This is a genomic window from Pseudomonas sp. P1.8, assembly GCF_001269805.1.
GTDB lineage: Bacteria > Pseudomonadota > Gammaproteobacteria > Pseudomonadales > Pseudomonadaceae > Aquipseudomonas.
In genome coordinates, this window is sequence record NZ_LHVM01000010.1 from 50,567 (window position 1) to 77,565 (window position 26,999).

Annotated in this window: 17 protein-coding genes; 5 read left to right on the forward strand and 12 right to left on the reverse strand. The window is 61.4% G+C overall.

Translation table 11 applies throughout. From position 1 onward, the window contains the following. Nucleotides 1-106: 106 nt before the first annotated feature. Entirely contained in the window at nt 107-799 is a 693-nt protein-coding gene (locus AD668_RS08870) for a tRNA (adenine(22)-N(1))-methyltransferase TrmK (protein ID WP_305728998.1), read from the reverse strand. Between the two features lie 266 nt (nt 800-1,065). Here AD668_RS08870 and AD668_RS08875 point away from each other — a divergent pair, with 266 nt between their 5' ends. Next, the gene (locus tag AD668_RS08875) at nt 1,066-4,965 is read left to right on the forward strand and encodes an autotransporter outer membrane beta-barrel domain-containing protein (RefSeq protein ID WP_053157162.1); all 3,900 of its coding nucleotides are present in this window, start codon (nt 1,066-1,068) and stop codon (nt 4,963-4,965) included. Nucleotides 4,966-5,085: 120 nt separating this feature from the next. On the opposite strand, the gene AD668_RS08880 is transcribed toward AD668_RS08875, so the two are convergent. Next, nucleotides 5,086-7,284 (reverse strand): OsmC domain/YcaO domain-containing protein, encoded by a 2,199-nt coding sequence (locus AD668_RS08880; protein WP_053157165.1) that lies wholly within the window; start codon nt 7,282-7,284, stop codon nt 5,086-5,088. A gap of 203 nt (nt 7,285-7,487) precedes the next feature. Here AD668_RS08880 and AD668_RS08885 point away from each other — a divergent pair, with 203 nt between their 5' ends. Beyond that, entirely contained in the window at nt 7,488-7,940 is a 453-nt protein-coding gene (locus AD668_RS08885) for a hypothetical protein (protein ID WP_053157169.1), read from the forward strand. Nucleotides 7,941-8,017: 77 nt separating this feature from the next. Next, entirely contained in the window at nt 8,018-8,497 is a 480-nt protein-coding gene (locus tag AD668_RS08890) for a VOC family protein (protein ID WP_053157171.1), read from the forward strand. On the opposite strand, the gene AD668_RS08895 is transcribed toward AD668_RS08890, so the two are convergent. After that, entirely contained in the window at nt 8,494-8,889 is a 396-nt protein-coding gene (locus AD668_RS08895) for a GFA family protein (RefSeq protein ID WP_053157174.1), read from the reverse strand. The two genes, AD668_RS08890 and AD668_RS08895, sit on opposite strands and share 4 nt — an antisense overlap. A 159-nt stretch (nt 8,890-9,048) precedes the next feature. On the opposite strand from AD668_RS08895, the gene AD668_RS08900 reads away from it, so the two are divergent. After that, nucleotides 9,049-9,990, forward strand: coding sequence for a helix-turn-helix domain-containing protein (locus AD668_RS08900; RefSeq protein ID WP_371259781.1), 942 nt, complete (start codon nt 9,049-9,051; stop codon nt 9,988-9,990). 51 nt (nt 9,991-10,041) lie between these two features. Here AD668_RS08900 and AD668_RS08905 read toward each other — a convergent pair whose 3' ends face one another. From AD668_RS08905 to pvdM, 6 genes are all read right to left on the reverse strand, one after another. After that, entirely contained in the window at nt 10,042-11,961 is a 1,920-nt protein-coding gene (locus tag AD668_RS08905; protein WP_053157180.1) for a tyrosine-protein phosphatase, read from the reverse strand. Between the two features lie 201 nt (nt 11,962-12,162). Then, nucleotides 12,163-14,580, reverse strand: a complete 2,418-nt coding sequence (locus AD668_RS08910) for a TonB-dependent receptor (protein ID WP_053157183.1) — start codon at nt 14,578-14,580, stop codon at nt 12,163-12,165. 126 nt (nt 14,581-14,706) lie between these two features. Further along, the gene (locus AD668_RS08915; RefSeq protein WP_053157185.1) at nt 14,707-16,356 is read right to left on the reverse strand and encodes a cyclic peptide export ABC transporter; all 1,650 of its coding nucleotides are present in this window, start codon (nt 16,354-16,356) and stop codon (nt 14,707-14,709) included. A 435-nt stretch (nt 16,357-16,791) separates the two neighbouring features. Continuing rightward, nucleotides 16,792-17,664, reverse strand: a complete 873-nt coding sequence (locus AD668_RS08920; protein WP_053157188.1) for a formylglycine-generating enzyme family protein — start codon at nt 17,662-17,664, stop codon at nt 16,792-16,794. A 16-nt stretch (nt 17,665-17,680) separates the two neighbouring features. After that, complete coding sequence (locus AD668_RS08925; protein WP_053157191.1) at nt 17,681-18,961, reverse strand: aminotransferase class V-fold PLP-dependent enzyme; 1,281 nt, start codon at nt 18,959-18,961, stop codon at nt 17,681-17,683. Between the two features lie 30 nt (nt 18,962-18,991). After that, nucleotides 18,992-20,341 carry a pyoverdine-tailoring dipeptidase-like protein PvdM gene (gene pvdM / locus AD668_RS08930; protein ID WP_053157195.1) on the reverse strand — a complete coding sequence of 450 codons (1,350 nt, stop codon included), beginning with the start codon at nt 20,339-20,341 and terminating at the stop codon, nt 18,992-18,994. 206 nt (nt 20,342-20,547) lie between these two features. Here pvdM and AD668_RS08935 point away from each other — a divergent pair, with 206 nt between their 5' ends. Further along, nucleotides 20,548-22,167, forward strand: a complete 1,620-nt coding sequence (locus AD668_RS08935) for a hypothetical protein (protein ID WP_053157199.1) — start codon at nt 20,548-20,550, stop codon at nt 22,165-22,167. 265 nt (nt 22,168-22,432) lie between these two features. On the opposite strand, the gene AD668_RS08940 is transcribed toward AD668_RS08935, so the two are convergent. From AD668_RS08940 to AD668_RS08950, 3 genes are read right to left on the reverse strand one after another with little or no spacing between them, the layout of a single operon-like run. Continuing rightward, nucleotides 22,433-23,827 carry an efflux transporter outer membrane subunit gene (locus tag AD668_RS08940; protein ID WP_053157971.1) on the reverse strand — a complete coding sequence of 465 codons (1,395 nt, stop codon included), beginning with the start codon at nt 23,825-23,827 and terminating at the stop codon, nt 22,433-22,435. Between the two features lie 22 nt (nt 23,828-23,849). Then, nucleotides 23,850-25,823 (reverse strand): MacB family efflux pump subunit, encoded by a 1,974-nt coding sequence (locus tag AD668_RS08945; protein ID WP_053157201.1) that lies wholly within the window; start codon nt 25,821-25,823, stop codon nt 23,850-23,852. Beyond that, the gene (locus AD668_RS08950; RefSeq protein WP_053157204.1) at nt 25,824-26,996 is read right to left on the reverse strand and encodes an efflux RND transporter periplasmic adaptor subunit; all 1,173 of its coding nucleotides are present in this window, start codon (nt 26,994-26,996) and stop codon (nt 25,824-25,826) included. Nucleotides 26,997-26,999 lie beyond the last annotated feature (3 nt).

Below are 26,999 nucleotides of genomic sequence, written 5' to 3' on the forward strand. Positions count from 1 at the left end.
GCGGCCGCTACGATTCGCATGACAAAACTCCTGAGTAGTGCTTATCCGAACGATTGCCTTGAGAAGCTCCGGCTCTGACTATAGCAGGCCTTTGAAAAGAGCTTCCTCAAGCCAGCATTTCGCTGATCCACCGTGCCTGCCGCGCGATGTCTTGCACCTTATCCTCAGGTACTTGCCGAGCATGAGCAAAGTTGCTCAGTGTTCGCTGTTTCTCACGCAGCAGGCGTTGCCACTTGGCCAGGAATGCAGGGCTGCGTGTTTGCAGTTGAAACGGGCCGAAGTACAGCTCCCGGGGGGTGTATATCACCGGTCCGGAGCGCTCGGCGACGATGATTTCGTAGCTGAAGCGGTTTTCCCGCAACAGCTCCTCGCAGAGGATGCGGTAGCCATTGTCCATCAGCCATTGGCGCAGTGGCTGCTCGCCACCATTGGGCTGCAGGATCAGGCGCTCCTGACCGCTCAGGCGCGCCTTGCCACTCTCGAGGATGTCGCGGATGGTCTCGCCGCCCATGCCGCAGATACTGATCGCCGTGATTGCGTCACCCGGCTCGATCGCCGCCAGACCATTGGCCAGGCGCACGGTGATTCGCCGCTCCTGGCCGTTTTCGCGCACGGTGCGCTCGGCCGCGCGAAACGGCGTCAATGCCACTTCGCCGGCCACCGCCATCGCGATGGCGCCGCGACGTATCAAGGCCACCGGCAAATAACCGTGATCCGAGCCGATATCGGCCAGGTGCGCACCTGCCGGCACCTGCGCCGCCACGCGCTCCAGGCGCATGGACAATGTCTGTTGGTTCAACTGCAGCCTCTTTCTCACCCCGGCGAATGTCGCCGGCCGGAAGGGTACATGGAAAAAAGCTCTGCACCTACGGCCTCTGGTCCACAACGCTGAACGTTGATCCAGCCATGTACCGGGACTGATTGATCGTGACGAGGATGCTTCAGGTTTTCGTCGTCCGCATTGAAAATCAACTAACGTTTATGGCTGTGAGCAGCAGAGGTAGTCAGGGAAGACGAAGTACTGACTTTGCCTAACTAATGGAATAGCAAGGTTGGGAGGTTACTATGCGATTCAATACTGCCACGGAGTCCATTGATTACAGCTTGCGCGGCCGCTGTGCTTTGCTGTTTGTCATCGTCAATACGTTCTGGCTGCCGGATGCACAAGCCGCGTGCGGGCCGACGGCACCCGGGGCTTATATCCTGTCCCAGACCTGTACCCCGGCGGCTGGAGTTGATGCCACGATCACCACGCAACCGGGTACGACGATCACCACCGCCGTAGGCTCATCAGTGCTCAGTCGCGCCAACAACAGCAACTCGACGATTACCCTCAGCGGCACCACGATCACCAGCACACCGCCCACTGCTGCCAATGCCGTCTTCGCCAACGTGATCGGAGTGGGTGGCTCAGGCAACGCTGCTCTCACGATTGATGGCGGCGTCAACACGGTCAACCTCGGGGGCTCGGGCCTGGATGCGCTGGCAATTACCAACGTCAATACCGGGCTGTCCACCGTGTCTGTTACGTCCGGCACCACGCTGAACATCCTCAATACGGTCGAAGGCAACGAACACGACGGCATCGATGTGAACGCCAGTGGCGGTGGCACCATTAATGTGGCGCATGCCGGCAGTGGCTCGGTCACCACTTTAGGCGGCAACGGCATCTGGGCCAAAGGCTCGGGCAGCGGCGACGTCAATGTGAGCGTCGGCAATGGTGTCAGTTTTCTTGTCGACAACGCCAGTGAACTGTCCAGTGGCCCGCCTATTGATGACGATTCGTTGCCCACGGCGGGGGTCGGCAATCACGCGGGTGTCCATACCCGTGCGATCAACGGCAACACCACTGTCGATAACGCGGCCAGCGTCGAAGGGCGCGGCATGAACGCATTCGGCATTTTCACGGAAGGCGGCACCGGCGACACCACGCTGCACAACAGCGGATCGATTACCACCAATGGCTTGAACGGCTTCGGTATACGCGCGCTCTCGACCACCGGGAGCATTGCCGTGGTCAATGACGGCACGATCACTACGACCGGTGGCGGCGGCCACGGTATCTACGTCAACGATAACGTCGCAGCTCTGGGCAATATCAGCATCCAGAACAATGCACCGCTCAACGTCGGCAGCACCACCGATATCACCGGCTCGCGTGCCATCTACGTCATCAAGCGCGGAACCGGCGACGCGACCGTCACCGGCAATGGCAACATCAATGTCGTCGGTGGCCTGACGACCACTCGCGCCTACGGCATCATCATCAGTAACGAAGGTGGCAACATCGCCGTCGATTATGCGGGGGACATCTCGGCCAGCGGCGCCGTTGCGGGTGGCATTCGGGCTGACGCGAGGGCAGGCAGTGTCCGTGTCGATTACACCGGCAATCGCATCGAGACCTTCAACGGCAATGCGAACGGCATCTACGCCTCCACCCAGTCCACCACAGACACTGTGGACATCAAGGCCGGCGGGACGATCATCACCCATTCCAATACCGGCGGTGGCGACGGTACCGGTATAGGCTCGTTCGGCCTGCAGGCCTTGTCCCTGGGCGGCGATGTGAATGTGACGTTCACCGGGCCGCGTATCGACGTCAACGGTTCCGGCGCCGCCATCGTGGCTGGCAATGCGTTCGATTCGGGAACCGGGTTAGGCAGCCTCACGATCAGTAACACGGGCGAGCTTATTGCGCGGGGCAATCAGCAACAGGGCATTCGCACCTTTTCCACGACTGGTCAGCAGACCATCACCAACACCGGTGCGATCCAGACGCTTGGTGCAAGCAACAGCCAGGGCATTCGCGCCGAGGCTTCAGGCGCGGCCAATCTGACGGTCAACAATTCGGGGTCGATCACCACCAAAGGCACTGGTTCGTCGGGGATCGATGCGCAGGCGCAGGGTGGATCGGTCAGCGTCAGCAACAGCGCGGCGATTCAAGGTGGATGGTCAGACAGCAGTGGCGTCACCCTGGCCGGTGCCACGCAAGCGTTGAACAACACGGGCAATATCACGGCACTCAGCGATTCGGCCGTTCGTGCGGATGCCAGCGGTACCGGGAATACGTTTACGCTCAATAATGCCGGGCAGATGACCGGCTCGGTCTCGGCCTCAAGTGCTGTCAGCCAGATCACCAACCAAGGCACCTGGACCTTGCGCAATTTTTCCGACAGCACCGGCAGCGGAGTCCGTGACACCTGGGGTATTGCGGTCAGCAACCTGGGTTCGGCGACCGGCAACAGCATCGACAACACCGGCCTGATTCGCCTGGCGTCCCAGCCCGCATCCGGCATCGTCAATTTCAACAGCAGCGGTGCTTATCTGCCCTTGGGTCAATCGGTCAATACACCGACAGCGGGCGGCGCCGTGCAAGGCCAATTGCTGGGCGTGGGTCGTTTCACCCACAGCGGCACCCTTGACCTGCCGGGGGGCACTCGCACGGTGGGCAACGTGCTGCTGATCAGCGGTGCGACCACGGCCGGTGCCAATGGGGGCGGTGTGTTTGTTTCCAACGGTGGCAACCTGCTGCTCAACAGCACCCTGAATGAAGGCGGGGCAAACAGCCGCTCCGACATGCTGGTCGTGGACTCGACCTCGACCGGCAGCGGCGGCGCGACCAGCGTTGCCGTCAGCAACATTGGCGGCTTGGGCGAGGTGACCCAAGGCAACGGGATTGCGGTCGTTGAGTTGACCAACAAGTCTGTCACAGCGAGCGATCCGAATGCCTTCCGCCTCGCGCGCCGGGTCGTCGCCGGGCCGTATGAGTACCGCCTGCAACAAGGCGCCGAGGATGGCAGCGCCAGGGACACCTGGTTCCTGCGTTCGGATGCCCTGATCCCGGATGATCCTCCTGGGCCTGGCCCGGACCCGACGCCTGACCCAACGCCGGATCCTGATCCAACACCGGATCCTGATCCAACACCGGACCCTGACCCAACGCCTGATCCCGCCCCGGTGCCGAACTACCGTCCCGAGGTCTCGCTATATGGTGCGTTGCCCGCGCTGGCGCTGGTCTATGGCCGGACGATGGTCGATACACTGCATGAACGGGTCGGCGAAGAGCGCCTCAACCCCGGCGACCCGTTACCTGCCGAGGACCAGGCCACCTATTCGCCTTCGATGGGATGGGGGCGGGTGATTTATCGCAGTGGCAAACAGGACGGGGATCGAAAAAATGCCTTGGGCAACACGCCGGAATACAACTACGACCTGACCGCGTTCCAGGTCGGCACCGACCTCTACCGCAAGGTCGACACTGATGGCAGCCACGATCAGGCGGGTGTTTCCCTGTCGGCGGGCACCCTCGATGCGGGCGTCAGCCATTACAACGGTCTGGCGGCCGGTCAGGACACCTTGCGCGCCTATGGGGTGGGCGCCTATTGGACCCATTTCGGACCTTCGGGCTGGTATCTGGACGGTGTGCTGCAAGTCAACCGCTTCGATATCGAGGCCAAGCCCAGCGAGCTGCCCGAACTGGAGACCCGGGGCTGGGGATACACCGCGTCGCTGGAAAGCGGCTACCCATATGCAGTCGACAAAGACTGGTACGTCGAACCGCAACTTCAGGCGATCTACAGCACCGTTGACCTCGACGACAGTAACGATGTCGGGGCCAACGTGCGGTTCAAGGACGTGGAATCGCTGATCGGCCGATTGGGCGTGCGCATTGCCAGAGATTGGGAAACCGAAGGCACGGACAAGACTGCACGGCGCACCAACGGCTGGATTCGTCCGAGCGTCTGGCATGAGTTCAAAGGGCAACCGAAAACCGAGTTCTCGTCCCAATCGGGTTATGTCCCGTTCGAGTCGGATATTCAGGGGACGTGGGGCGAGGTCAACCTGGGGGTGGATTACCAGGCCAACCAGCGCACCACGTTCACGGTCTCGGCCGGTTATCGCCAGGGCTTCGACGGCGACAGCCATGGCTATGACGCCATGTTGGGGTTCAAGATCAACTTTTGATTGTTGTTGTAGGAGCGAGCCTGCTCGCGATGGTCGTTAACGAAAACGCGTTTTTACTGGCTAAAAATAGCGTTCTTGAGTCCATCGCGAGCAGGCTCGCTCCTACATAAAACAGAAAGGCTACTTGGCGGTGACGTTGGCCCGCGCTGTGTGCAGCTTCTTGTAGCTGTCGATCAGGCGCAGGTGCTTGTCGAGGCCTTCAAGTTTCATGCTCGTCGGCGTCAGGCCGTAGAAGCGGACGCTGCCGTCCACGGAACCGATCGCGGCGTCCATTCGCTCGTTGCCGAACATCCGGCGGAAGTTGACTTCGTAATCGGCCAGTTCCAGATCTTCGTCCAGTTCCATCTCCAGTACCGCATTCACGGCCTGGTAGAACAAACCGCGTTCGACCGTGTTGTCGTTGTACTGCAGGAACATCTCGACCCTTTCTTTCGCTTCGTCGTAGTTCTGCAGCGCGAGGTAGATCAGCAGTTTCAGCTCCAGAATCGTCAACTGGCCCCAGGACGTGTTGTCGTCAAACTCGATGCCGATCAGGGTGGTGATGTCGGTGTAGTCATCCAGTTCGCTTTCTTCCAGGCGCTTGACCAGTGCTTTCAGACCGGCCTTGTCCAGGCTGTGCAGGTTCAGGATGTCTTCACGGAAGAACAGCGCTTTGTTGGTGTTGTCCCAGATCAGATCGTCGACCGGATAGATTTCCGAATAGTCCGGCACCAGGATGCGGCAGGCGGTTGCACCGATGTGCTCGTACACCGCCATGTAGCTTTCCTTGCCCATGTTTTCGAGGATGCCGAACAGGGTCGCGGCTTCTTCGGTGTTGGAGTTTTCACCCTGGCCGGAGAAGTCCCACTCGACAAATTCGTAATCCGACCGGGCACTGAAGAAACGCCACGACACCACGCCGCTGGAGTCGATGAAGTGCTCGACGAAGTTGTTCGGCTCAGTCACCGCGTGGCCTTCAAAGGTCGGCTGAGGCAGATCGTTCAGGCCTTCGAAGCTGCGGCCCTGGAGCAATTCGGTCAGGCTGCGTTCCAGCGCCACTTCAAGGCTTGGGTGGGCGCCGAACGAGGCAAACACGCCGCCGGTACGCGGGTTCATCAAGGTAACGCACATCACCGGGAACTCGCCACCCAGCGACGCATCCTTGACCAGCACCGGGAAGCCTTGCTCTTCCAGGCCCTTGATACCGGCCAGAATGCCGGGGTACTTCGCCAGCACTTCCTGAGGCACATCCGGCAGGGCCATTTCGCCCTCGATGATTTCGCGTTTAACCGCACGCTCGAAGATTTCCGACAGGCACTGCACTTGCGCTTCGGCCAGCGTGTTACCGGCGCTCATGCCGTTGCTGAGGTACAGGTTTTCGATCAGGTTGGACGGGAAATACACCACCTCGCCGTCGGACTGACGCACGAACGGCAACGAAACGATACCGCGCTCTTCGTTGCCGGAGTTGGTGTCGAACAGATGCGAGCCGCGCAACTCGCCATCGCGGTTGTAAACCTTCAGGCAGTATTGGTCGAGAATCTCGGCCGGCAGTGCGTCTTTAGGGCCTGGCTGGAACCAGCGTTCGTCCGGGTAATGCACGAATGGCGCGTTGGCGAGTTCTTCGCCCCAGAACTGATCGTTGTAGAAGAAGTTGCAGTTGAGACGCTCGATAAACTCGCCCAACGCCGACGCCAACGCGCCTTCCTTGGTCGCGCCCTTGCCGTTGGTAAAGCACATCGGCGAGCTCGCATCGCGGATATGCAACGACCATACATTGGGCACGATATTGCGCCATGAAGCGATTTCGATCTTCATGCCCAGGCCGGCGAGAATGCCCGACATGTTGGCGATGGTTTGCTCCAGCGGCAGGTCCTTGCCAACGATGTAGGTGCCTGCTTGCGAAGTAGAGGCCGGCATCAGCAGCGCCTGGGCGTCGGCATCGAGGTTTTCCACTTCCTCGATGACGAACTCAGGCCCGGCTTGCACGACCTTTTTCACCGTGCAACGGTCGATGGAGCGCAGAATGCCCTGACGGTCTTTGTCGGAGATATCGGCCGGCAATTCGACCTGAATCTTGAAAATCTGGTTGTAGCGGTTTTCCGGGTCAACAATGTTGTTCTGCGACAGGCGGATGTTTTCGGTGGGGATATTGCGGGTTTCGCAATACAGCTTCACGAAATAGGCCGCGCACAACGCCGACGAAGCCAGGAAGTAGTCGAACGGACCGGGTGCCGAACCATCGCCCTTGTAGCGAATCGGTTGATCGGCTACCACCGTGAAGTCGTCGAACTTGGCTTCAAGCCGAAGGTTGTCGAGAAAGTTGACCTTGATTTCCATGAGGGTTACCAGATTGCGAGCTTCAAATTGGCCGCCATTATCCGGCTTTTCAACTGGAAGTCTTGCGCTTTTGCGCAATGGCCGCTGACCGGTCCCCAGAGCTGTCCTTATTGAATTAACAAGCGGCCGGCGAGCGGCCGAACGGGCATAAATGAGCTATACCGCTAATCCACCTTTGCAATTCTTCTTGCAGGAGTTTGGCAATGAAACTCAGGCACTCGCTGGCAGCGCTGATGATTGGCGCGAGCCTCTTCGGCTGTACGACGTCATCGAACAAAAGTGTTTACGTTCCCCTGGCCGCCACGCGGCAGAACGCCGGTCAGATCGGCAACGTCACGCTGTCTGCGTGGGACAAGCAAACCGGGCTCAGTTTCTTCATCAGCGGTGCACCCGGTGGCGTCTCGTTGCCCTTGCGTCTCTACAGCTTCATCAACAAAGGCAGCTGCCAGCAACCGGGGCCGGTGGCCTATGCGATGAACGACATCGTCACCACCGAGCGCCAGGCGATACGCGGCTGGACTTTCTCCAGGAGCGCGCCTGTCGAGCTGTCGGCCTTGCTGGCCGGTGAGTACTCGGTGGTGGTGCGCACGGCGGCGACCGATGGCAACGTGGATATTTTTTGCGGCGACATCAAGGAACAAAGCGTGGCGAAATAGCCAACGCCGAGCGCGAATGTTGGCTGCCGATGTCGAGCTAGAATGAGCCGGTCAATTTCCGATTCAGGAGAACCCCCATGGTCAGCAAAAACACGATTTGCCTCTGGTACGACGGTGATGCCCTGGATGCTGCGAAATTCTATGCCGCAACCTTTGCGGACAGCTGCGTAACCGCCGTGCATCAAGCGCCCGGTGACTATCCGGCAGGCAAACAGGGTGACGTCCTGACGGTCGAGTTCACGGTGATGGGCATTCCATGCCTGGGGCTCAACGGCGGTTCGGGGATCAAGCACAACCAGGCGTTTTCGTTCCAGGTGGCGACCGACGATCAGGCCGAAACCGACCGCTTGTGGAAGGCGATCGTCGATAACGGTGGTCAGGAAAACGTCTGCGGCTGGTGCCAGGACAAGTGGGGCCTGTCGTGGCAGATCACGCCACGCGTCCTGACGGCGGCGATCACCGATCCGGACCCCTCCGCGGCCAAACGCGCATTTGAAGCCATGATGCAAATGGGCAAAATCGACATCGCGGGCATCGAAAAGGCGCTCAAAGGCTAGTCGTCCTCGAAACGCCCCGTGCCTTCGCGATCAGCCGCGTAGTGTCGGGTGAGCGGGAAGGGCGGCAGCCAGGATTCGCGGCGCACGGTCCAGCTTTCGTAGGTGGGTTTGAGTTGATCAGGTGCATCGAGTGAACCCAGGTTTACTTCGATTTCGTCGGCGCTGTGCGCAAAAACGGATGAACCGCAACGAGGACAGAAAAACCGCCCGGCGTAGTCGCGGGTCTCGCCTTCGATAGTCACCGCCTTTTCGGGGAATATCGCCGAGGCGTGGAACAGCGCCCCATGGTGTTTGCGGCAGTCAAGACAATGGCAGAGGCCGACCCGGTAGGGGCGGCCCGTCGCCACGATTCTTACGTTGCCGCACAGGCAACCTCCGGTGAATCGGTCCATGTTGCGCCTCCTCTTGAATCGAGCGTTCATGAAGCATAGGCCGTCACGTGCCTGTCATTTACAGCTGGTAGATTCTGCGCGCCGCTTCGGCCCACTCAAGGCGACTCTCAGGTGTACTCAAGCACAACCCGCCAGCCAATTATCCTGCGCTCCGATGACATGCGCTGCGACGACTTTGGTGCCATGTTTTCGAGGATGTTCGGCAACCTGTATGCCGATTCCCCACCGCCGCCGCGCAATATCATCATCGGCGGGGTCTATGGCCGACACGAAGGCGTGAGTTTTCGTCGCATGCATTACCGGGGCGACTTCTCGGTCGACTTTCCCGATCCTCTGGACGAGATCACTTTCGTGATTCCCACGGCCGGCAAGATCATTTTCAACCACGCCACCGAGTCGGTCGGCTTCGGCCAGATCGGCCTGGCCATCGACAAGGCCGATGTGCGCTCGGTGCGCTTTCTCGACAATCACGCGCAGCACGGCATTTCGATCCGGTGGGCGCTGATCACTGAGCGACTGTCGACCTTGCTGGGCAAACCGATCCTGGAAAAAGTCCTGTTCGAGCCGGTGGTGGACCTGGATGTGGCGGCGTTCCAGAGCATCAGGGCTCTGGTGGAACTGGCCACGGGGGCCGAGTTTGATTTGCTTATGAATACGGGTTCGCTGATGCCGTCGCGCTTGCGGGAGATGTTGGTGGATGCGGTGCTGGAAGCCTGGCCGCATAACTTCACCGAAACCTTGCGTCGCCCGTCCCCGCTGATCGCGCCGCGCCACGTGAAGCTGGCCGTGGAATACATCCAGGAGCATCCCGACAATCTGGTCAGCGGTACGGACCTGGCGAGCATGACGAACGTCAGTCTGCGGGCGTTGCAGGACGGTTTTCAGCGTTTTGTCGGCATGTCGATCGTGACTTACCAGCGGCAAGTTCGTCTCGAGCGGGCGTACGGCGTGCTCACGCAAAACGTCGCGGCTTCGGTGACGGAGGTGGCGTTGCAGTTCGGGTTCAGCAACGTCGGCCGGTTCACGCAGTATTTCCAACGCGCTTATGGTGTCAGCCCGGCGCACGTGAGGAAGGGCTTGCGAGTACGGCACCCGGCCTGATGGTCTGTGGCTCAAACCGCCGCAACAGCGGTTTGAGCCGGGCGTGATCCGTCAGAACAGATAGCTGGCCTTGAGGCTGCCATAACTGCCGTGGCTGTCGCCGCCGCCCGTGGCACCGACCTCGGCCCCCACGCTCAATGCGCCGAGGTTGGCCATGACATTCACCCCACCCAGGAACTGGTCGCGGTTGTCGAAAGCCGCGCGCTGTTCGATATCCAGGCCCAGCAGGTGCCCTTTGCTGTTGATTTCGTTGTCGCCCAGCACGTGTTCATAACCAACCTGTACCCCCGGCACCAATTGCCAGGCGCCCATGCTGAAGGCGTTGAACGAGGCGTTGAGGTTGGCCACGGCACTTTTGCGGGTCTCGTTGATGTCGTCGACTTCGAGGGCCAGTTCGCTGCCTTTTTCCTTGAAACCCGACAGGTTCAAGTGGCTGACGCGCACGCCGAGGCTCGGTTCTAAAGTCACGCCGCTGATCGGCATGCGGTAACCCAGCGCCAACGTGGCGCCGGTGAGGTTGCCGTGGCTGTCGCCCTTGGCCGTGCCCAGTCCGCCGCCAAGGTCGCGTTTGCTGTCGTAGTCGATGTAGCCGGCGCTGGCGTCGGCGTCAACAAATAACCCGCGCTCCAGGCCATTCGGTGCATAACGGGCGCCGGCGCTGAAGAACGTCAGGTCGGTGTCCGCTTCGCCCCCGGCGCCGCCGACGCTGCCCTTGCTGTAGCCGAAGCCGCCGTAAGCGCTGAACTGTTCGGAGAAACGTTGGGTCAGGCCGATCATCAAGCCCTGGCTGTGTTCGTTGCTGCTCTCGGCGTGGGCCGAACCGTCGGTGCCCAGATAGCCTGCCAGCGCGGTGCTCCACAAACGGTATTGCCCGATCTTGAGGTCGGTGCCGCTGGAGAACGGCGCGGCGGCCTGTTCGATCATTGCGTTCTGGCGCAGCAGGTAACTGGCGGCGTCGGCGTGTACCTGACCACCCACCGTGGACTGCACGCCGCCGAGATCGCCCACATCAATGGCCGATTGCAGGTAATAGTTGTAGTCACTGTAAGTGCCCGACAGGCGGGTGTTCTGCAATTGCTGCAACAGCTGTGCACCGGCCGCGGCGTTGCCGACAAACCCTGCCTGGCCGGGCAGGCTGTTGTACTCGACCATTTTGCCGCGCAGCACATAAATGGTTTCCTGGGACAGACCCAGGCCCTGCTTGAGGTAATTGTCCATGCTGCCGTATTGCGCGCTCACCTGGTCCAGACCGGCTTGCAGGTAACTGGCGTCTACGCCAAGCAACGGCGCATAGATGGCCGCCATGCTCGGCGGCAGTGCCTTCAACGTCGCTGCCATGCGCGCGGCGGTGTAGTCGTTGGTCGCCAGGTAGTCGCTCATGATGGTTGCGTTGTCGACCCCGGCGATGCTTTGCAGCACGGCGGCGGTCCAGCCGGTGCGGTCCTTGCCGGCGGTGCAATGGAACAGCGCGGCGCCATCGACAGCGGCCAGTTCATTGAACAGCTGGGTGAACTGGCCGCGCATTCCGGCGTCGTTGACGAAGGCGCGGTTGGTCTCCTGCATCATGGCGAAGGCTTGGGCGGCACTGGTGAAGGAGATTGACGTGACGTTCGAACCGGAAGTCGTGCTGCCGATGATGTCGATGTTGGTGTAGGTCGCACCGGTCAGCAGCGTGTCGGGGGTGGCGGCGATCTCGCTGGGCGTGCGCAGATCAAAGACAGCCTTGATGCCCAGCCCGTTCAGGTTGGCCAGGTCTGTCGCAGTCGGGGTTAGCGCGTTGGCGCGATAGAAAACGCCGGCGCGCATCGTGCCATCGTTGGCCGTGGAGTACGCGGTGGTGGTCCCGGCGACATCCCGGAAGTTGTCCATGCCTTTCAGGCGCGGGGTGTTGAGCGGGGCGGTCTCGGCCGCCTGGGCGGCGGCGATGGACAGGCTCAGAACGGACAGCGAACACACAAGACGTTGAAACACGATGCAGCCTCATTGAACAAGCGTTGGGCTGGCTACTATCTGATTCGAAATGACGCTTAATGTTACAAATTCACGGTGGCAGAAAATGCCTGCGCGATCTGTCCAGAAGGTTCGTTTTCTGTCCATTCGCCGATTTTCGTTGATCCTCAAAAAACATCACCGGGCCGCAAGCGGCCCGGTGATGTACATGAAAGACGACGATCAGTATTGGGCGCGCAGGCTCAGGGTAAAGGTGCGCGGGTCACCGTAGAAGTTGGTGCCCCAGGCGGCATCGACGCGATCATAGTATTTGCGGTCAAACAGATTGTTGGCAGTCAGTGTCGACGACAGGTGATCGTTGAACTTGTAGCCGATCTGCGCCGTGGTGACGGCAAAGCCGCCTTGTTTGAACTTCACGTCACGCTGGTAGTAGGTTTCGCTGACGGCACGTACGCCACCGCCGACGTTGAAGCCCTTGAGCGCTCCGTCGGTGAAGTCGTACTTGGTCCACAGGTTGTAGTTGTGCTTGGGCGTGATGGTGCTGAAGGTCTTGCCTTTGTTGGCGTCTGCGGCTTCCAGGTACTTGGTGTCGGTGTAGGCGTAACCGGTGACGATGCTCCAGTTGTCGGTCAGGTTGCCGCTCAACTCGGTTTCCCAGCCCTGGCTGCGCGCCTTGCCCTCGGTCATGTAGGCGCCGGTGCTGTCGTCGTACTCGGCACGGTTCTCATCGTAGATGCGAAAAGCGGCGATGCTGGCGTTCAGGCGACCGTCGAAGAACTCGCGCTTGAGGCCGATCTCATACTGTTCGCCTTCACGCGGGCCGACCGGCTCGCCATCGGTGCCGATTTCGCTTTGTGGCTTGAACACGCCGGTGTAGCTGAAGTAGGTCGACAGTTCCGGGGTGATCTTGCCAATGATGGCGCCGTACGGCACGACCTTGTGGTTGATGCTGGTGTGCGCTTCGCCGTAGTTGTTGAAGAAGGCGTTCTCGTTTTTCGCGTCGCTTTCGTACCAGGTTACGCGGCTGCCGCCAATGACATCGAGCCAGTCGGTGACGTTGAACTTGGCGCGGGTGTAGAGGCCGTACTGGTCGGACTTGGACCAGTTGCCGTTGACGTGCTCATAGTCGTTATGCGGAATGTCGATGCTGCCCGGATCGTACACGTTGATCGGAAAGTACTCGCCACCGCCGTAGGTGAAGTCCTTGTCCAGGTGCTGGTATTCGGCACCCACGGTGAACTCGTGCTGGCGATCGGCGAATTCGAATGGCGTGGTGACGAAACTGTCGACGCCGATGGTCTTGATATGGGTGTAATAGTCGTACGCCACGGCCCAGCTGTCGCCGGTCGCGGGATCGACAGCGCCGTCGGCCCAGGTAAAGTTACGCTCCGGGGTCTCGGCATCGCGGTAGGTCACGGTGGTCTTGAACTGACCGCCGTTGTCCAGCGCGTGGTCCACTTCGGCAAAGCTTTCCCAGACTTTTTCATTGAGGGTGTTCCACTTGGCATCGACGAAGGTCGAGCGTGGGACATCCAGCAAACTGCCGTCGGCATAGGCCGGCAGGCCGAACGCCGGGGTGGAGTTGTTCTTCTGGTAGGCGCCGCCGACCGACAGGGTCGTGGCCGGGTCGAGGTCCAATTCCAGGCGGCCGTAAACCATCGGGCGTTCGTTCTTGGCGTAGTCGACGTAGGATTTGTTGTTCTCGTAGGCGGTCACGAAACGGCCGCGGACGGTGCCCTGGTCGTTCAACGGGCCGGTGACATCCACCGAGGACCGGTAGTGGTCATAAGAGCCACCCGCCACCTCGCCACTCAGGGCGAATTTGTCCAGGGCGCGCTTGCGCACCACGTTGATTGTGCCGCCAGGTTCGCCAGCGCCTTGATACAGGCCCGACGGACCGCGCAGCACTTCGACGCGGTCGTACATCGCCAGGTCAAAGCTGGTGGACAGGTCGCCCTGACCGGTCGGTTGCGACACACCGTCAACCTGGACCTGATCGACGAGGAAGCCGCGCATGTAGACGTCGTTGAGGCTGGAACCGGTGTTGTAGGTCTTGATGGTCACGCCGGTGACCTGACGCATGGCATCTTGCAGGTTGTTCAGGTTCTGGTCGTCCATGCGCTGGCGCGTGACCACGGATACCGACTGCGGGATGTCCTTGACCTTGATATTGCCCTTGCCGATGCTGACTTCATCGCTGGTGTAGGAATGCGTGCCTTCGGTGGTCGGCCCCAGCGCCAGGCCGGTGATCGAAGTGGCGCCCAGTTGCAGCGTGCTGGAATTATCCGCTGCCGGTACCAGTGAAACGGTGTTGCCGTTCAGTTGAAAATTGATGCCGCTCCCCAGCAGCAACGTCTTCAATGCCTGCTCCGGCTCCATGTTGCCCGACACCGCCGTGGACTTGATGCCGTTGACCATGTCCTGGCTGTACAGGATCTGCAGGTTGGTCTGTTGGCCCAATTGGCGCAAGGCGCTGGCCAGCGACTGAGACGGAACGTTGACGTTCACCGGTGCCGCTTCAACCTGGGAAGTGCCCAGCAGCAACAGGGCCAGCAGCGCGCCCGGCAAGACCGTTCGAAATTTCTTTTGCCGGTCGATGGCGAGTGCCAGCGGTGCGCGGGACAGAGTAAGGCTTTGCATTGCTCGAATCGCTCCAGAAGGGGGTGTGCAGATTTTTGTTAATGATAATTATTATTAGACGGACCACCTCGGCTAAACCGGAAAACAAACTTCGAAAAACAATGACCTGCGTGTCGGCAACGGCTGTCAGGCGGCTGTGCGCTCGGTCACGACCCGGCCGGACTCCATGCGCACCAGTTGATCGGCCAGGTCGAAATAGCGATCGTCGTGGGAGATGACGATGATGGTTTTGCCCAGGCGTTTGAGGTCCGGGAGCAGTTCGGTGTAGAAGATTCGGCGGAAGGTCGGGTCCTGGTCGGCGGCCCATTCGTCGAACACCAGCACCGGGCGTTCCTCAAGCCACGCATTGACCAGCGCCAGGCGTTTGCGCTGGCCGGTGGACAGGTCGGTGGTGGTGAAGCGGCCGTCCCTGACGCTGACCTTGTGCGCAATCTCCAGCCGTTGCAGGTATTGATTGGCGTCTTCAGGGATGTGCCGGTCGCCCTGCACCACGTCATCGAACAGGTAGTAGTCGGCAAAAATCGTGGTGAACAACTGGCGGTAGTCGTCACGGCTCTGCGCGTCGATGGCTTGACCGTTGAGCACGATGGCACCCTGTTGCGGCGCGTAGAGACCCAGCAGCAATTTGATCAAGGTGGTCTTGCCGCAACCGTTTTCACCGACGATGAAAATGATCTCGCCTTGCTCGATGGTCAGGTTCACCGGACCCAGGCGAAACGCTTCGCTGCCCGGTGCGGCCGGGAACGCATAACTGACGTTGTCCAGTTGCAGGCGATTGACCACGGCCGCAGCGTTGCCTTTGTCGCTGAGCAACAGGTGCGGTTCGGGGGAAGAAAACTGGCTCGACAGTTCGGCAATGCGCCGGAAGGCAATGCGCGCCCGGCTCACGATCGGCAAGGTGCTGACCAAATGTTCGATCGGCCCTTTCATGTACAGCAACACCAGCACGAACCCGCTCATCACGGCCTTGTCGGCGCTCGGCCAGAATGATTGCAGGGCCAGCGCCAGGCCGATCACCACGAAGAACAGCATCGAGCCCAGGGTCTTGGCGATCACGAAAGTATTGATCGAGCGCACCTGGGTGTTGCAGATGAAATCGGCCGTGCCCTTGATGCCCGATTCAAACATGCGCTGGCGACGCGGACGGTGAATGCGCAGCTCCTTGGCGCCACCGGCGATGGCGTTGTAGTGCCTCTGCAACTCGTCTTCGGCGTCGCGGGCGGCCATGAAACCCTGGATGCCCTTGCCCTGTGCGTAGAACTGAATGCCGGTGCCGATGGCAATCGCCAGCACCATCATCAGGAACATCGGCCACGACAGCATCGCCAGGTAACCCATGCACCCGAGGGTCACGGTCAGGGAAATCGCCAGTGGCGCGAAGGCGAAAGCGAAGTCGCTGATGGTGTCGACGTCGTGGGTCAGTACCGGGATCAAGCGGTGGCTGCGGTAGCGCTCGATCTGTTCGATGGGCGCGCAAAGCACCTTCTCCCCCAGCTCTTTGCGTAGCCTGGCGATGATGTGCTGGCCGACGTAATTGGTACCGATGTCCGAGCAGATCGAACTGCCGAGCGCCAGCAGGCACAGACCACCGAATAGCGCGACCACACCTTGGGTCAGTCCATCCGCCGAGTGCAGTGCGTTGTTGATCGTGGCCAGCAACACCGTCACGCTCAGACCGCCGACCATGCCCAGAACGATCGACAGACTGACAACCAGCCGGAACGGTTTGAGGAGGGTGAACAATTCATGAATTGCACCGCGCGTTGGCTGGGTCATGAGCAGAGGGTTCCTTGGGGCTGAGGCAGATACCCAGTAGAACGTCTGATGGAGGGCTTAATTTAAACGGTGGGCGATGCAAAACCTGTGGGAGAGAGCTTGCCAGTATCATCGATGTCGGATGTACGGGCCTCATCGCGAGCAAGCTTGCTCCTACAGGTTTGGTGGCGTTCGAATGGTTTGTGGTCGACGTAAAAACTGTAGGAGCTGGCTTGCCCGCGATGGCGGTCTGTCAGTCAACATCGATGCCGGAGGTACCGGCCTCATCGCGAGCAAGCTTGCTCCTACAGGGTTGGGGTTGTTCGAATGGTTTGTGGTCGACGCAAAAACTGTAGGAGCTGGCTTGCCAGCGATGGCGGTCTGTCAGTCAGCATTGATGTCGGAGGTACCGGCCTCATCGCGAACAAGTCTGCACCCATAAGGGTTGGGGAGGGATTAGAGCGTGCGCACAACGCGGAAACCAATCCAGTCGCCACGGGTTTGTGGATCGATGTCGTTGCGGTTGCCCGAGCGCGAAAACACCGGTGCTTCGCCCCAGTCGTTGCCGCGGATGCGCAGGGTGTCGCAGTTCGGTTCAGTCCAGGCGCTGCCATCGGTGGGCGCGCCAACGTAGTCCGGGTGGTAGCAGTCGGCGATCCACTCGTAGACGTTGCCGTGCATGTCGTACATGCCGAAGGCGTTGGGTGGGTAGCTGCCGACCGGCGAGCTGTAGCTGTAGCCATCGACCGGGCCGTAGGTGTTGGCGTGGGTGGCGATGCTGTACTCGGTGCCCGGGTCGAACGGGAAGGGGAACGGCCCGGTTGAGCCGGCGCGGGCCGCGTATTCGCGCTGGGCCTCGCTGACGATGTGGTAGTGCTGACCGGTTTTCATCGAGAGCCACGCGACATAGGCGCTGACCTCGGCGAAGTTCATGCACACCGCTGGCTGGCGCGGGCCCTGGGGGTAGCGTGGTTTGCTGTTGATGCATTCGCGACCGGGGCGGGTGTCGCCATCGGGCAGGGTGACTCCGGTTTCCTTCATGTACTGGTCCCATTCGCTGGCGGTGATCTGGTAGCGGCTCATGGCGAAGGGTTTGTCGAACGTCACCGCATGCATCGGGCCTTCATCAGGTTCGCGGCCGACCTCGTCGTCCGGGGTGCCCATGCTGAAGGTGCCGGCGGGCAACACCACCATTTCCGGGCAGTTACGGCAATCCTTGAAGACCTTGCCGGGCAATGGCGCGGTGTAGGCCTGGGCGAGGCCGGGCAAAGCGCTGCCGAGTACGGCCAACAGCGTCAGGGCGCCGAGTTTTTTCAGGGGGATTTTCATATTGGCTCTCGCTCAGTCAGACCTGGTTGGCCAGCAGTTCCATCAGGCGGTCGATGTGCGCTTGGGTATTGAGCAACCCCGGCGAGACACGAATGATCGGCCCGACATCCCGGTCAACGGCGTCGCACACCACGCGCTGGTCCATCAGGTAATTGGCGACTTCCTCACAGTCCCGGTTCTTGATGCGGAAGAAGGTGAAACCGGCGGAGTACTCAGGCGACAACGGCGTCACCAGCTCTACCGACGGGTGCGCTTGCAGACGTTTTTTCAGGTAGCTGTTGATCTGGTGGATACGCGCCGCGACATCAGCCTTGCCCAGTTCCAGGTGCAGCTTGAAGGCCTCGGTCAGCGCCCAGCGGTGTTCGAAGGAGTGATAGCCGCCGTAGGTCATCACCGTCGAAAACTGCGTCGCTTCGGAGAAAGTCGGTATGGTCGGGGTGACGTCCTTGAGCTCGTCGGAGCGGGCGCAGATGATCCCGGTGCCCCGTGGGCCGAACATCCATTTGTGGGTGCCGGCAATGAAAAAATCGCAGTGCATGTCGGGAAAGTCGACGTTCTCCACGCCAAAGCCGTGCACGCCATCGACCACATAGAGGATGCGGTCCTTGTCGGCGCGGCCACGGTTTTTCGCTTCCACCAGTTTGCCGATCTCGCCGATGGGCAGTTTCACGCCGCTGCCGGAATGCACCCACGTCATGCCCAGCACGCGGGTCTCGGGGCGAATGTTGCTTTCAATCGCGGCCAGCACCTCAGCGGTGGAGACCTTGTACGGGTCTTCGAACAATTTGATTTTGCGGACCTGGGTGCCGTCCTTCTGTGTGCGATATTCCAAGACTGTGTTGGCGGCATAGTGCTCGTGTTCGCTGGTGAGAATTTCCTGATCCGAGCGCACGTGGATGCCGGCGTAAATCATCGCCAGGCCTTCGGTGGTGCTGCCGGTCAGGGCGATCTGCGACGGCTTGGCCTTCAAGTAGCGACCGGCCCAGACGCGCACTTCTTCCTCGCGTTTCTCGGTTTCGCCACGATGCCAATCCATGGCCAGGCCTGGGTTGCGGTCAAGGTTGACGCGGTGCATTTCGATGGCTTCACGCACTGGGTGCGGGTGCGAGGTCACCAGGAAATTGGCGAAATGCAGGTAGTTCGGGTCCTGGGTGAACAACTGGCGCAACTGGTCCCATTTGTCCTTGGGCAGCGGTGCGGGAGTGGCGGCCAGTGCCGGCAGGTTCACGGCCGAGGCCAGGGGGATGCCAGCGGCCAGGATGCCGGCCTGCTTGAGGAATGAACGACGGTTGGTCATGTATTCGGTTCGCTTTGGCAAAAGTAAAAATCAGTTCTGGACGACGGGCCGGGAGGACTTCTGTACCTGATCCCAGACCCGCAGGAAGTTGCCGCCCCAAAGCTTGGCGATGTCGGCTTCGCCGTAGCCGCGGCTGATCAGCTCGGCGGTCACGTTGCGGGCCTCGCTGACGTCTTTCCAGCCATCGAGACCGCCACCGTCGTTGAAGTCGGAGCTGATGCCTACGTGGTCGATGCCGATTTTCTTCACGGCATAATCGATGGCGTCGCCGTAATCCTTGAGGGTGGCCTTGGGCTCTTCGTCGAGGATCGAATAGAGCTGGCTGGCGTACTCGCCGAAACGCTGCTCCGGCCAGACGGTGATGACCGGGTCGCCGGGCATCAGCGCCATTTCCAGGCCTTGCAAAGGTTGCAGGTCGAAGCGCGCTCGCAGGGCGTTGAGTTTGTCCTGGGTGGCCTGGCTCAGTGGGCGGATGTAGGTTGGGAAAGCGACAATCTGCACCACGCCGCCGCTGTTTCTGATCAGCTGCATTTCCTGGTCGCTGAGGTTGCGCGGGATGTCCACCAGGGCGCGGGGCGCCGAGTGGGAGGCGACCATCGGCGTGCGACTCAGTTGCGCCACTTGCTCCAGGGCCCTGGTCGACATCTGCGACACATCGATGATCACGCCCAGGTCGTTGAGGCGCTGCACCGCTTGCTTGCCGATGTCCGAAAGCCCGCCGAGGGCGTCCCGTGAATCGTTGAAGAATGGTAGCGGTCGCGATGAGTCGGCCCAGGTGTTGTTGCCCACATAGCTGAAGCCAAACATGCGCATACCCCGGGCCGCCCACTTGTCGAGTGCGTTGAGGTCATTGCCCAGCGGGTAGGCGTTGAGCATGCTCATGAAAATCGCGAATTTGCCTTCGCCGTGCAGACGGCGAAAATCGTCGGGGGTGTAGGCAATGGCCACCTGATTGGGAAAGTCGCGGACCATTGCACTGATGATCTTGTAGCGGGTTTCCTGCTCATGCCGGGCCTCGTCGATGAAGCCGGCAGTGGGGCGATGCGGCGCGTTGGGACCGTTCCAGATTTCCGGCCAGCCGAAGATCGTCAGCGCTGCGCCAGACAAACGACCGCGGCCGGTCTTGACCAGGTCGAACTGGCCTTCGCCGTCCTTGTCGACTTCGTTGCCGGCGGTACCGAAATCCATCGGCACGGTGATATGGCTGTCGAATGAGAGGATGCGTTCCTGCAAGGCATCGGCCTGTTTCATCACCTTGACCGGGTAGCCGGGATTGTCCTTGAACCAATAATCCCAAGCCATGTAACCGGCACCCGCGCTGATCGTCAGGGCCAGCGGCAGGCCAATGAAAAGAGCCTTTTTCGAACGTGGTTTTGTCATTGCCGTCTCAGTCGGGTTCGCCGTCAGGGTGCAGGCGCGGGGCCTTTGCTATCTGGGGGGAACGAGTGGACGGGCTGAGAATTTAGGTGTTTGTGCCGGCCTCTTCGCTGGCAAGCCAGCTCCTACAGTGAAGCCGTTAAATTTGTCGGCACAACAAACGTTCTAGCTTGGATAAAGCCTGCTCCATGGCTGACACAGGTAGGGCAATGACGATTTCTCGACGATGGTTCCTCGCAGGTGTGGCGCTGACCGGTGCTGCCCTGCCTGCGGTGTATTACGGACATCGCGAGTTGACCAGAGCGGACCCGACGATCACACCCGGCGAAGCGTCGTTCGATGTGGCGGATGTCGCGGGCCAGCGGCTGGCGGATACCTTGCGCGGCGTCTGGAAGATTCGCTTTGAAGGGCGTGACGCCGGTATCGAGGGTTTGCCGCTGGAGGGCCTGGAAGTGTTTCTCGACATCGGGCACAAAGGTCGTGGTGTCAGCGGTTTCCTCGACACAGCCGAGCGTTTGCGCAGCAGCGAAGAACCCCGTTTGCGCGTGCTCGGCGATCTTTCCGGGACGAATCCGGCGCAGTTGAGTTGGCGGCTGGTCAGTGCCAACGGCAGCTGCGCCTACGAATTCGACATGACCCTGGACGAGGTCTGGGGCGGTTTCGGTAACGCTGGCAGCCGCACCCTCAGTGGTCGCGTGCTGAACCTGGATCGTCCGCTGATGCTGACCTCCCAGGACAATCGCTTCATTGCGGTCAAGCGCGTGTTCCCCGAAGCGCGCGAGCGCACAGGGCTCAACCCGACCTTGCTGGCGTGGCTGGTTTCCCCGGAACACCGGCTGTTTCACCAGCTCTGGCATGCCTCCCGGGACAAATGGCACAAGCTGTCCGAAGACCAGCGCGCAGCCTTGCGCGGCATCGGCTGGCAACCCGGCCCGCGTGACAAGGAGCGCGATGCCCGTGGCGAGCGCAAGGATCGCAACGGCTCGGGCGTGGATTTTTTCTTCATGCACCGGCACATGCTCGGCACGGCGCGCACGATGCAGGACCTGCCGTCCTGGACGCATTTCCCGTTACCGCAGCCGGAACTGGCGCGGGACCGGCTCGGCTTCGCCCGCTACTTCGACAACCACGACGGCACGTCGCTGCCGCCGACCTGGCTGGCCGAAGACGATGACGAGTACACGCAGTGGGTCAGCGACATCAAGACCGCCGAGACCTACCACAGCAACTTCCAGGTCTGGGAATCGCGCTACCGCGACCCGCGTTACCTGTCGACGCTGACGCTTGGGCAGTTCGGTTCGGAGGTCGAGCTGGGCCTGCACGACTGGCTGCACATGCGCTGGGCTTCGGTACCGCGTGACCCCTCGAACGGCCAGCCGGTGCCGTTCGCTCGGGATCCGTCGGACTTTTCCGCGCGCTGGTTTGCGCCGGAGAACGATTTTCTCGGCGACCCGTTTTCCTCTCATGTCAGCCCGGTGTTCTGGCACTTTCATGGCTGGATCGACGATCGCCTGGAAGACTGGTTCCGTGCCCACGAGCGCTTCCATCCGGGGCAGGTCAGTCGGCAGGAGGTCAAGGGTGTGCAATGGTTTGCGCCGGGGCGCTGGGTCGAGATCGACGACCCGTGGCTGGGGCCGATCACCCACGGTTGCAGCACCACACCGGGGTTGCGAGCGGGTCAGTCTGTGGAAATGGACCCGGAAACCATGAAGCTGGCGTTGCGCATCACCTTTGGCGAGGACGAGACAAAGTTGAAGGGCTTGTTCCGAAAAATACCGCAGCGGCCGTGGTATGCCCGCCATCTGAAAGCCAGGCAAACTCCGGTTTGATACCGCGTAATCGTTCAATCGCTGGCAAGCCAGCTCCCACAGGGTCCTTGGGTGTGCGTGAAATTTGCGAACAACAAAAACCACTGTGGGAGCGGGCTTGCCCGCGAAGGCGTCCTGGCAGGCAATGTTGATGTTGGATAGGCCGGCCTCTTCGCTGGCAAGCCAGCTCCTACAGGGGCCGTGGGTGTACTCGAAATTTCCGGGCAACAAAAAATCACTGTAGGAGCGGGCTTGCCCGCGAAGGCGTACTCACTAACGACAACGATTACAGAACCTGCCACCCACCCCCAAGCGCCTTGTACAACGCAATACTCGCCTGCATCCGCGACAGCCGCAGTTGCACGTTCAAATCCTGCGCCGCATACAATGTGCGTTGGGTCTCCAGCACGATCAGCAAATCCTCGGCCCCAGCCTGATAACGGCTCTGCGCAATGTTGAACGCCGTTTGTGCCTGACTCAGTTCCTCACCCTGCCACTGACGCTGTGCGTCGAGCCCGCGAATGCTATTGAGGGCTTTCTCGACGTCGGCAAAACCGTTGATGATCGCGCCACGGTAAGTCTCCAGCAGTTCCTCCTGCCGGGCCGTGGCCTTGTCGCGCTGGGCGCCGAGACGGCCGTTGTTGAAAACCGGCGCGAGCAATCCGGCAGACAGGTTGTAGAACGGACTGCGCAGAATGTCGCTGGCACTGTCGGCGCCGGAGCCGATTTGGGCGCTCAGGGTCACGCTCGGCAGCATCGCGGCGCGGGCCACGGTGACATCGGCTTGTGCCGAAGCCAGTTGGGCTTCGGCCCGGGCGATGTCTGGACGACGGCTGAGCAATTGGCTGGGTATTGCCGCATCGATGACCGGCCAGGTCAGTTGATCGAAATGCTCCTGTCCCAATGACAGCTCCTGTACCGGGCGGCCGAGGAGAAGGGCGAGGCTGACGCGCGCGTCTTGGGCCAGTTGCTGCACCAGCGGCAATTGCTGTTGTTGTGCGGCCACCAGGCTTTTTTGCTGCGCCAGTTCCAGGGCCGTGGCGGAGCCGGAGTCAAAACGGGTCTGCACCAGTTTCAGCACGCGTTGGGCATTGGCCAGGTTCAGCTCGGCGATGCGGCGCTGTTCCTGGAGCGACAGGGCTTGCGCGTAGCCGTTGGCGACTCCGCTGAGCAGTGTCAATTCCACCGTGGCCTGATCGAACTCGCTGGCTTTCAAAGCGAACTGCGCACTGTCCCGGCTGGCGCGCTGGCCGCCCCAGAAATCGATTTCATAACTGGCCGTGAGGCTGGCGTCGAAGTAATCCACTGCCTTGTTGCTGTCATCGGCATCGAGTTGGCTATAGCCATCGCCGCGCAGCAGCTTCTCGCGATTGGCATTCACCGCCGCCTTGACCTCGGGCAGTTGCGAGCCACCGGCAATCACCGTGTCCGCCCGCGCCTGGCGCACCCGGGCGATGGCTGCGGCGAGGTCGTAACTGCCAAGCCGGGCCTCTTCGATCAGGCGTCCCAGTTGCGGGCTGCCGAAGCGGTTCCACCATTGCGTGTTGTCGTGAGCGGCACTCGCCGTGTGGGGCGATTGCCAGGCGGCGGGCGGCTGGATGCCGCTGTCCGGGCGCTCGGCCGGGCTGCCGCAGGCACTGAGCAACAGGCACACGGTCAGCAGGCTGAGTGACGGCTTGATCGAGAGCGGCTTCATGGAGAGATCATTCACTGGTAAGGGCCGTGACCGGGTCGAGTCGGGCAGCTTTGCGGGCCGGCATGAAGCCGAAGACAACACCGGTGATCAGGGCGCAGCCGAAGGCGCCCAGCACCGCTATCAAGGAAAACGCGACGGCCACTTCACTGAGCATCAGCGCGCCGCCGACGATCAGCGCCAGGGCGATCCCGGTGAGTCCGCCAACCACCGAGAGCATCACCGCTTCGGTGAGGAACTGGCGCAGGATGTCCCGCTGGCGAGCACCGGTGGCCATGCGGATACCGATCTCGCGGGTGCGCTCGCGCACGGTCATGAGCATGATGTTCATCACGCCGATCCCGCCCACCAGCAGCGAAATCGCGGCAATCGAGCCGAGCATCAGCGACAGGGTATTTTGCGTGTGCGCCTCGGCCTGGATCATCGCCGCGTTGTTGGTCAGTTCGAAATCCTTCTTGCCGTTATGCAGGCGCAACATCAGCTGTTCGATGGCCTGTTCCGCTTCCTTGACCTTGCGCGCATCAGCCGCGGCGATGGCGATGTACTCGGGGTTGTGCGTGCCGAACAGGCGCACGCTCGCAGCGGAGTAGGGGATGGCGATGCGGTCGTCGCTGTCGGAATCACCCGAACTGGCGCCTTTTTCGGCGAGCACGCCGACCACCTGGAAGGGCACGTTTTCGATCAGGATGTATTGGCCAATCGGGTTGGCCACGTCCTTGAGCAACTTGGTCCGCACCTTGTGGCCGATCACCGCGACGGCGGCTGCGTTCTGTTCATCGGCATGGGTGAAATAGCTGCCTTCCACCACCGGCCAGTTGAAGATCGCCGGGAAGTTGGTGTCGTTGCCGCCGACGTAGCTCAAGTGGTCGAGGTTGCCGAAACGCACGCCGGCTTCCTGCCCGTTGACCGGCATGATCCGCATCACCTGCGGCAGGCTGGCGATGGCCGCGACGTCGTCGAGGGTGACAATGCCCAGTGGCGTGCGCGGATTGGGCGCCGAGCCGCTGAGGTAAATGATGTTTGAGCCGAACGCCCCCATCTGCGCCATCACCTGGCGCTTGCTGCCTTCACCGACGGCGAGCATCACCACCACCGAGGCCACGCCTATGATGATCCCCAGCAGCGTCAGAGCGGTGCGAAACTTGTTGATCCACATCACCCGCCACGCCGCTTGCACCGCATCCACCAACTCGCCTTTCCAGGCGCCGGTGGCTTCCGCGCCTTCGCTCAGGCGCCTGCGCAGATCCACGGCTTGCAAGGCGCCGGGGTTGGCCGAATGTTGCGCGGCGCGATTGTCCCGGGCGCTGTCACTGATGATCTCGCCGTCGCGAATTTCGATGATGCGTTTGGCCCGGGCCGCGACTTCGCGGTCGTGGGTGATGAGGATCACCACGTGACCCTGGCTGGCCAGTTCGTCGAGCAAGGCCATGACTTCGGCGCCGCTGTGACTGTCGAGGGCGCCGGTCGGTTCGTCGGCGAGGATGATATGGCCGCCGTTCATCAAGGCGCGGGCAATGGACACCCGTTGCTGTTGCCCGCCGGATAGCTGGTGCGGGCGGTTGCCGGTACGCGAGGCCAACCCGAGACGGTCGAGCAGGGCGGCGGCGCGGGCGTGGCGATCGGAGGCGGGCAAGCCTGCATAGATTGCCGGCATCTCGACGTTCTCCTGGGCCGACGCGGACGCAATCAGGTGGTAACCCTGGAACACGAAACCGAAGGCTTCCCGGCGTAGCCAGGCCAGTTCATCGTTGTCGAGGGCGGCGACGTTTTCCCCGGCGAAACGGTATTCGCCGCAGGTCGGTCGGTCGAGACAGCCGAGTATGTTCATCAGCGTCGACTTGCCGGAACCGGACGCGCCGACGATGGCCACGAACTCACCGGCATGGATCGTCAGGTCGATGCCGCGCAGCACGTGCACCTCAGGCGCGTCGCCGCCGCCATAGGCTTTGCGGATGTCCAGCAGTTCGATCAGGGGCGTCTGCATTCAGCCGCCACTCCCGTCGACCGGACCGATCAACAGGTGATCGCCTTCCTGCAAGCCGTCGAGGATCTGCACGCGCAAGCGGTCACTGATGCCGGTGCGCACGTCGCGCTGCTCGATGCTGCCGTTGCGGGCGATCACCTGAGCGGTTTGCACGTTGGCCTGTGCGCCGGTTTGCAGGGCCGCGATGGGGGCGGTGAGTACGTTTTTTGCCTGATCGGCGACAAAAAATACCTGGGTGGTCATTTCCGCCATCAACGCGTTGTCGGCGTTGTCGACGTCCAGCAACACGGTGTAAAGCACCACGCGCGCGCTCCCGCTTTTGTTGGTGCTGGCGGGGCTGCCGCCGCCCTGGCTGGTCTGGTCCAGCGGCTTGGGCGGTACGGGCAGGATTTGTCGCACGGTGCTGTTCCAGCGACGGCTGCCACCACTGAGGGTGGTGAACCAGGCATGCATGCCGGGTTTGACGTGGCCGATGTCGGCCTCCGAGACTTCGGCCCACACCGTCATCGGCGACAGCTTGGCGATGCGCAGAATCAGCGGTGTCTGTTGCTGGGCATTGAGGGTCTGGCCTTCCCGGGCATCCAGCGCCACCACGGTGCCGGCCATCGGTGCGTAGATTCGCGTGTAACCGAGTTCGGCCTGATCGCTGCGCAGGCTGGCTTCGGCCTGGCGGATCTGCGCCTGGAACATGTCGACCCGAGCCTGTGTGGCGCGCAGTTCGGCCTGGGCGGTCTGCACGTCTTCTTCACGGGTGGCGCCGCCGGCGGCGAGGTTTTGTTGGCGCTGGAACTTCTGCCGGGCGAGCTCGTGTTGCGCCCGTTGTTCCTGCAACTGTGCCTTGAGGTTTTCGATGGAGAAACGCCCCGCGTCGAGTTTGGCCTGTTGCGTGGACGGGTCGATTTCCACCAGCAACTGGCCTTCCTTGACCACGTCGCCGACTTCCGTGTGGATCTTGTGAATCTGCCCGGACGCCTGGGCGCCGACGTCGACATAGCTTCGCGGTTGCAGGGTGCCCAGAGCCGTGACGCTGCTTTCGATGTCGGCGCGGGTGACCTGCACGGTGGCGAACTGGTCACGGCCCGGCGGGATGAATTGCCAGGCAGCCACGGCGATGACGGGGATCAGGCAAAGTACTGCAAACAGGGTGCGTCGGGTCTGTCGAGGGCGTTTCATGCA

Excerpts from the sequence above, each read along its gene's own strand:
- AD668_RS08950 (WP_053157204.1), bottom strand. The coding sequence starts at position 26,996 with ATGAAACGCCCTCGACAGACCCGACGCACCCTGTTTGCAGTACTTTGC.
- AD668_RS08880 (WP_053157165.1), bottom strand. The coding sequence starts at position 7,284 with ATGGAAATCAAGGTCAACTTTCTCGACAACCTTCGGCTTGAAGCCAAG.
- AD668_RS08920 (WP_053157188.1), bottom strand. The coding sequence starts at position 17,664 with ATGAAAATCCCCCTGAAAAAACTCGGCGCCCTGACGCTGTTGGCCGTA.
- AD668_RS08885 (WP_053157169.1), top strand. The coding sequence starts at position 7,488 with ATGAAACTCAGGCACTCGCTGGCAGCGCTGATGATTGGCGCGAGCCTC.
- AD668_RS08900 (WP_371259781.1), top strand. The coding sequence starts at position 9,049 with ATGCGCTGCGACGACTTTGGTGCCATGTTTTCGAGGATGTTCGGCAAC.
- AD668_RS08890 (WP_053157171.1), top strand. The coding sequence starts at position 8,018 with ATGGTCAGCAAAAACACGATTTGCCTCTGGTACGACGGTGATGCCCTG.
- AD668_RS08945 (WP_053157201.1), bottom strand. The coding sequence starts at position 25,823 with ATGCAGACGCCCCTGATCGAACTGCTGGACATCCGCAAAGCCTATGGC.
- AD668_RS08935 (WP_053157199.1), top strand. The coding sequence starts at position 20,548 with ATGACGATTTCTCGACGATGGTTCCTCGCAGGTGTGGCGCTGACCGGT.
- AD668_RS08875 (WP_053157162.1), top strand. The coding sequence starts at position 1,066 with ATGCGATTCAATACTGCCACGGAGTCCATTGATTACAGCTTGCGCGGC.
- pvdM (WP_053157195.1), bottom strand. The coding sequence starts at position 20,341 with ATGACAAAACCACGTTCGAAAAAGGCTCTTTTCATTGGCCTGCCGCTG.
- AD668_RS08925 (WP_053157191.1), bottom strand. The coding sequence starts at position 18,961 with ATGACCAACCGTCGTTCATTCCTCAAGCAGGCCGGCATCCTGGCCGCT.
- AD668_RS08895 (WP_053157174.1), bottom strand. The coding sequence starts at position 8,889 with ATGGACCGATTCACCGGAGGTTGCCTGTGCGGCAACGTAAGAATCGTG.
- AD668_RS08910 (WP_053157183.1), bottom strand. The coding sequence starts at position 14,580 with ATGCAAAGCCTTACTCTGTCCCGCGCACCGCTGGCACTCGCCATCGAC.
- AD668_RS08915 (WP_053157185.1), bottom strand. The coding sequence starts at position 16,356 with ATGACCCAGCCAACGCGCGGTGCAATTCATGAATTGTTCACCCTCCTC.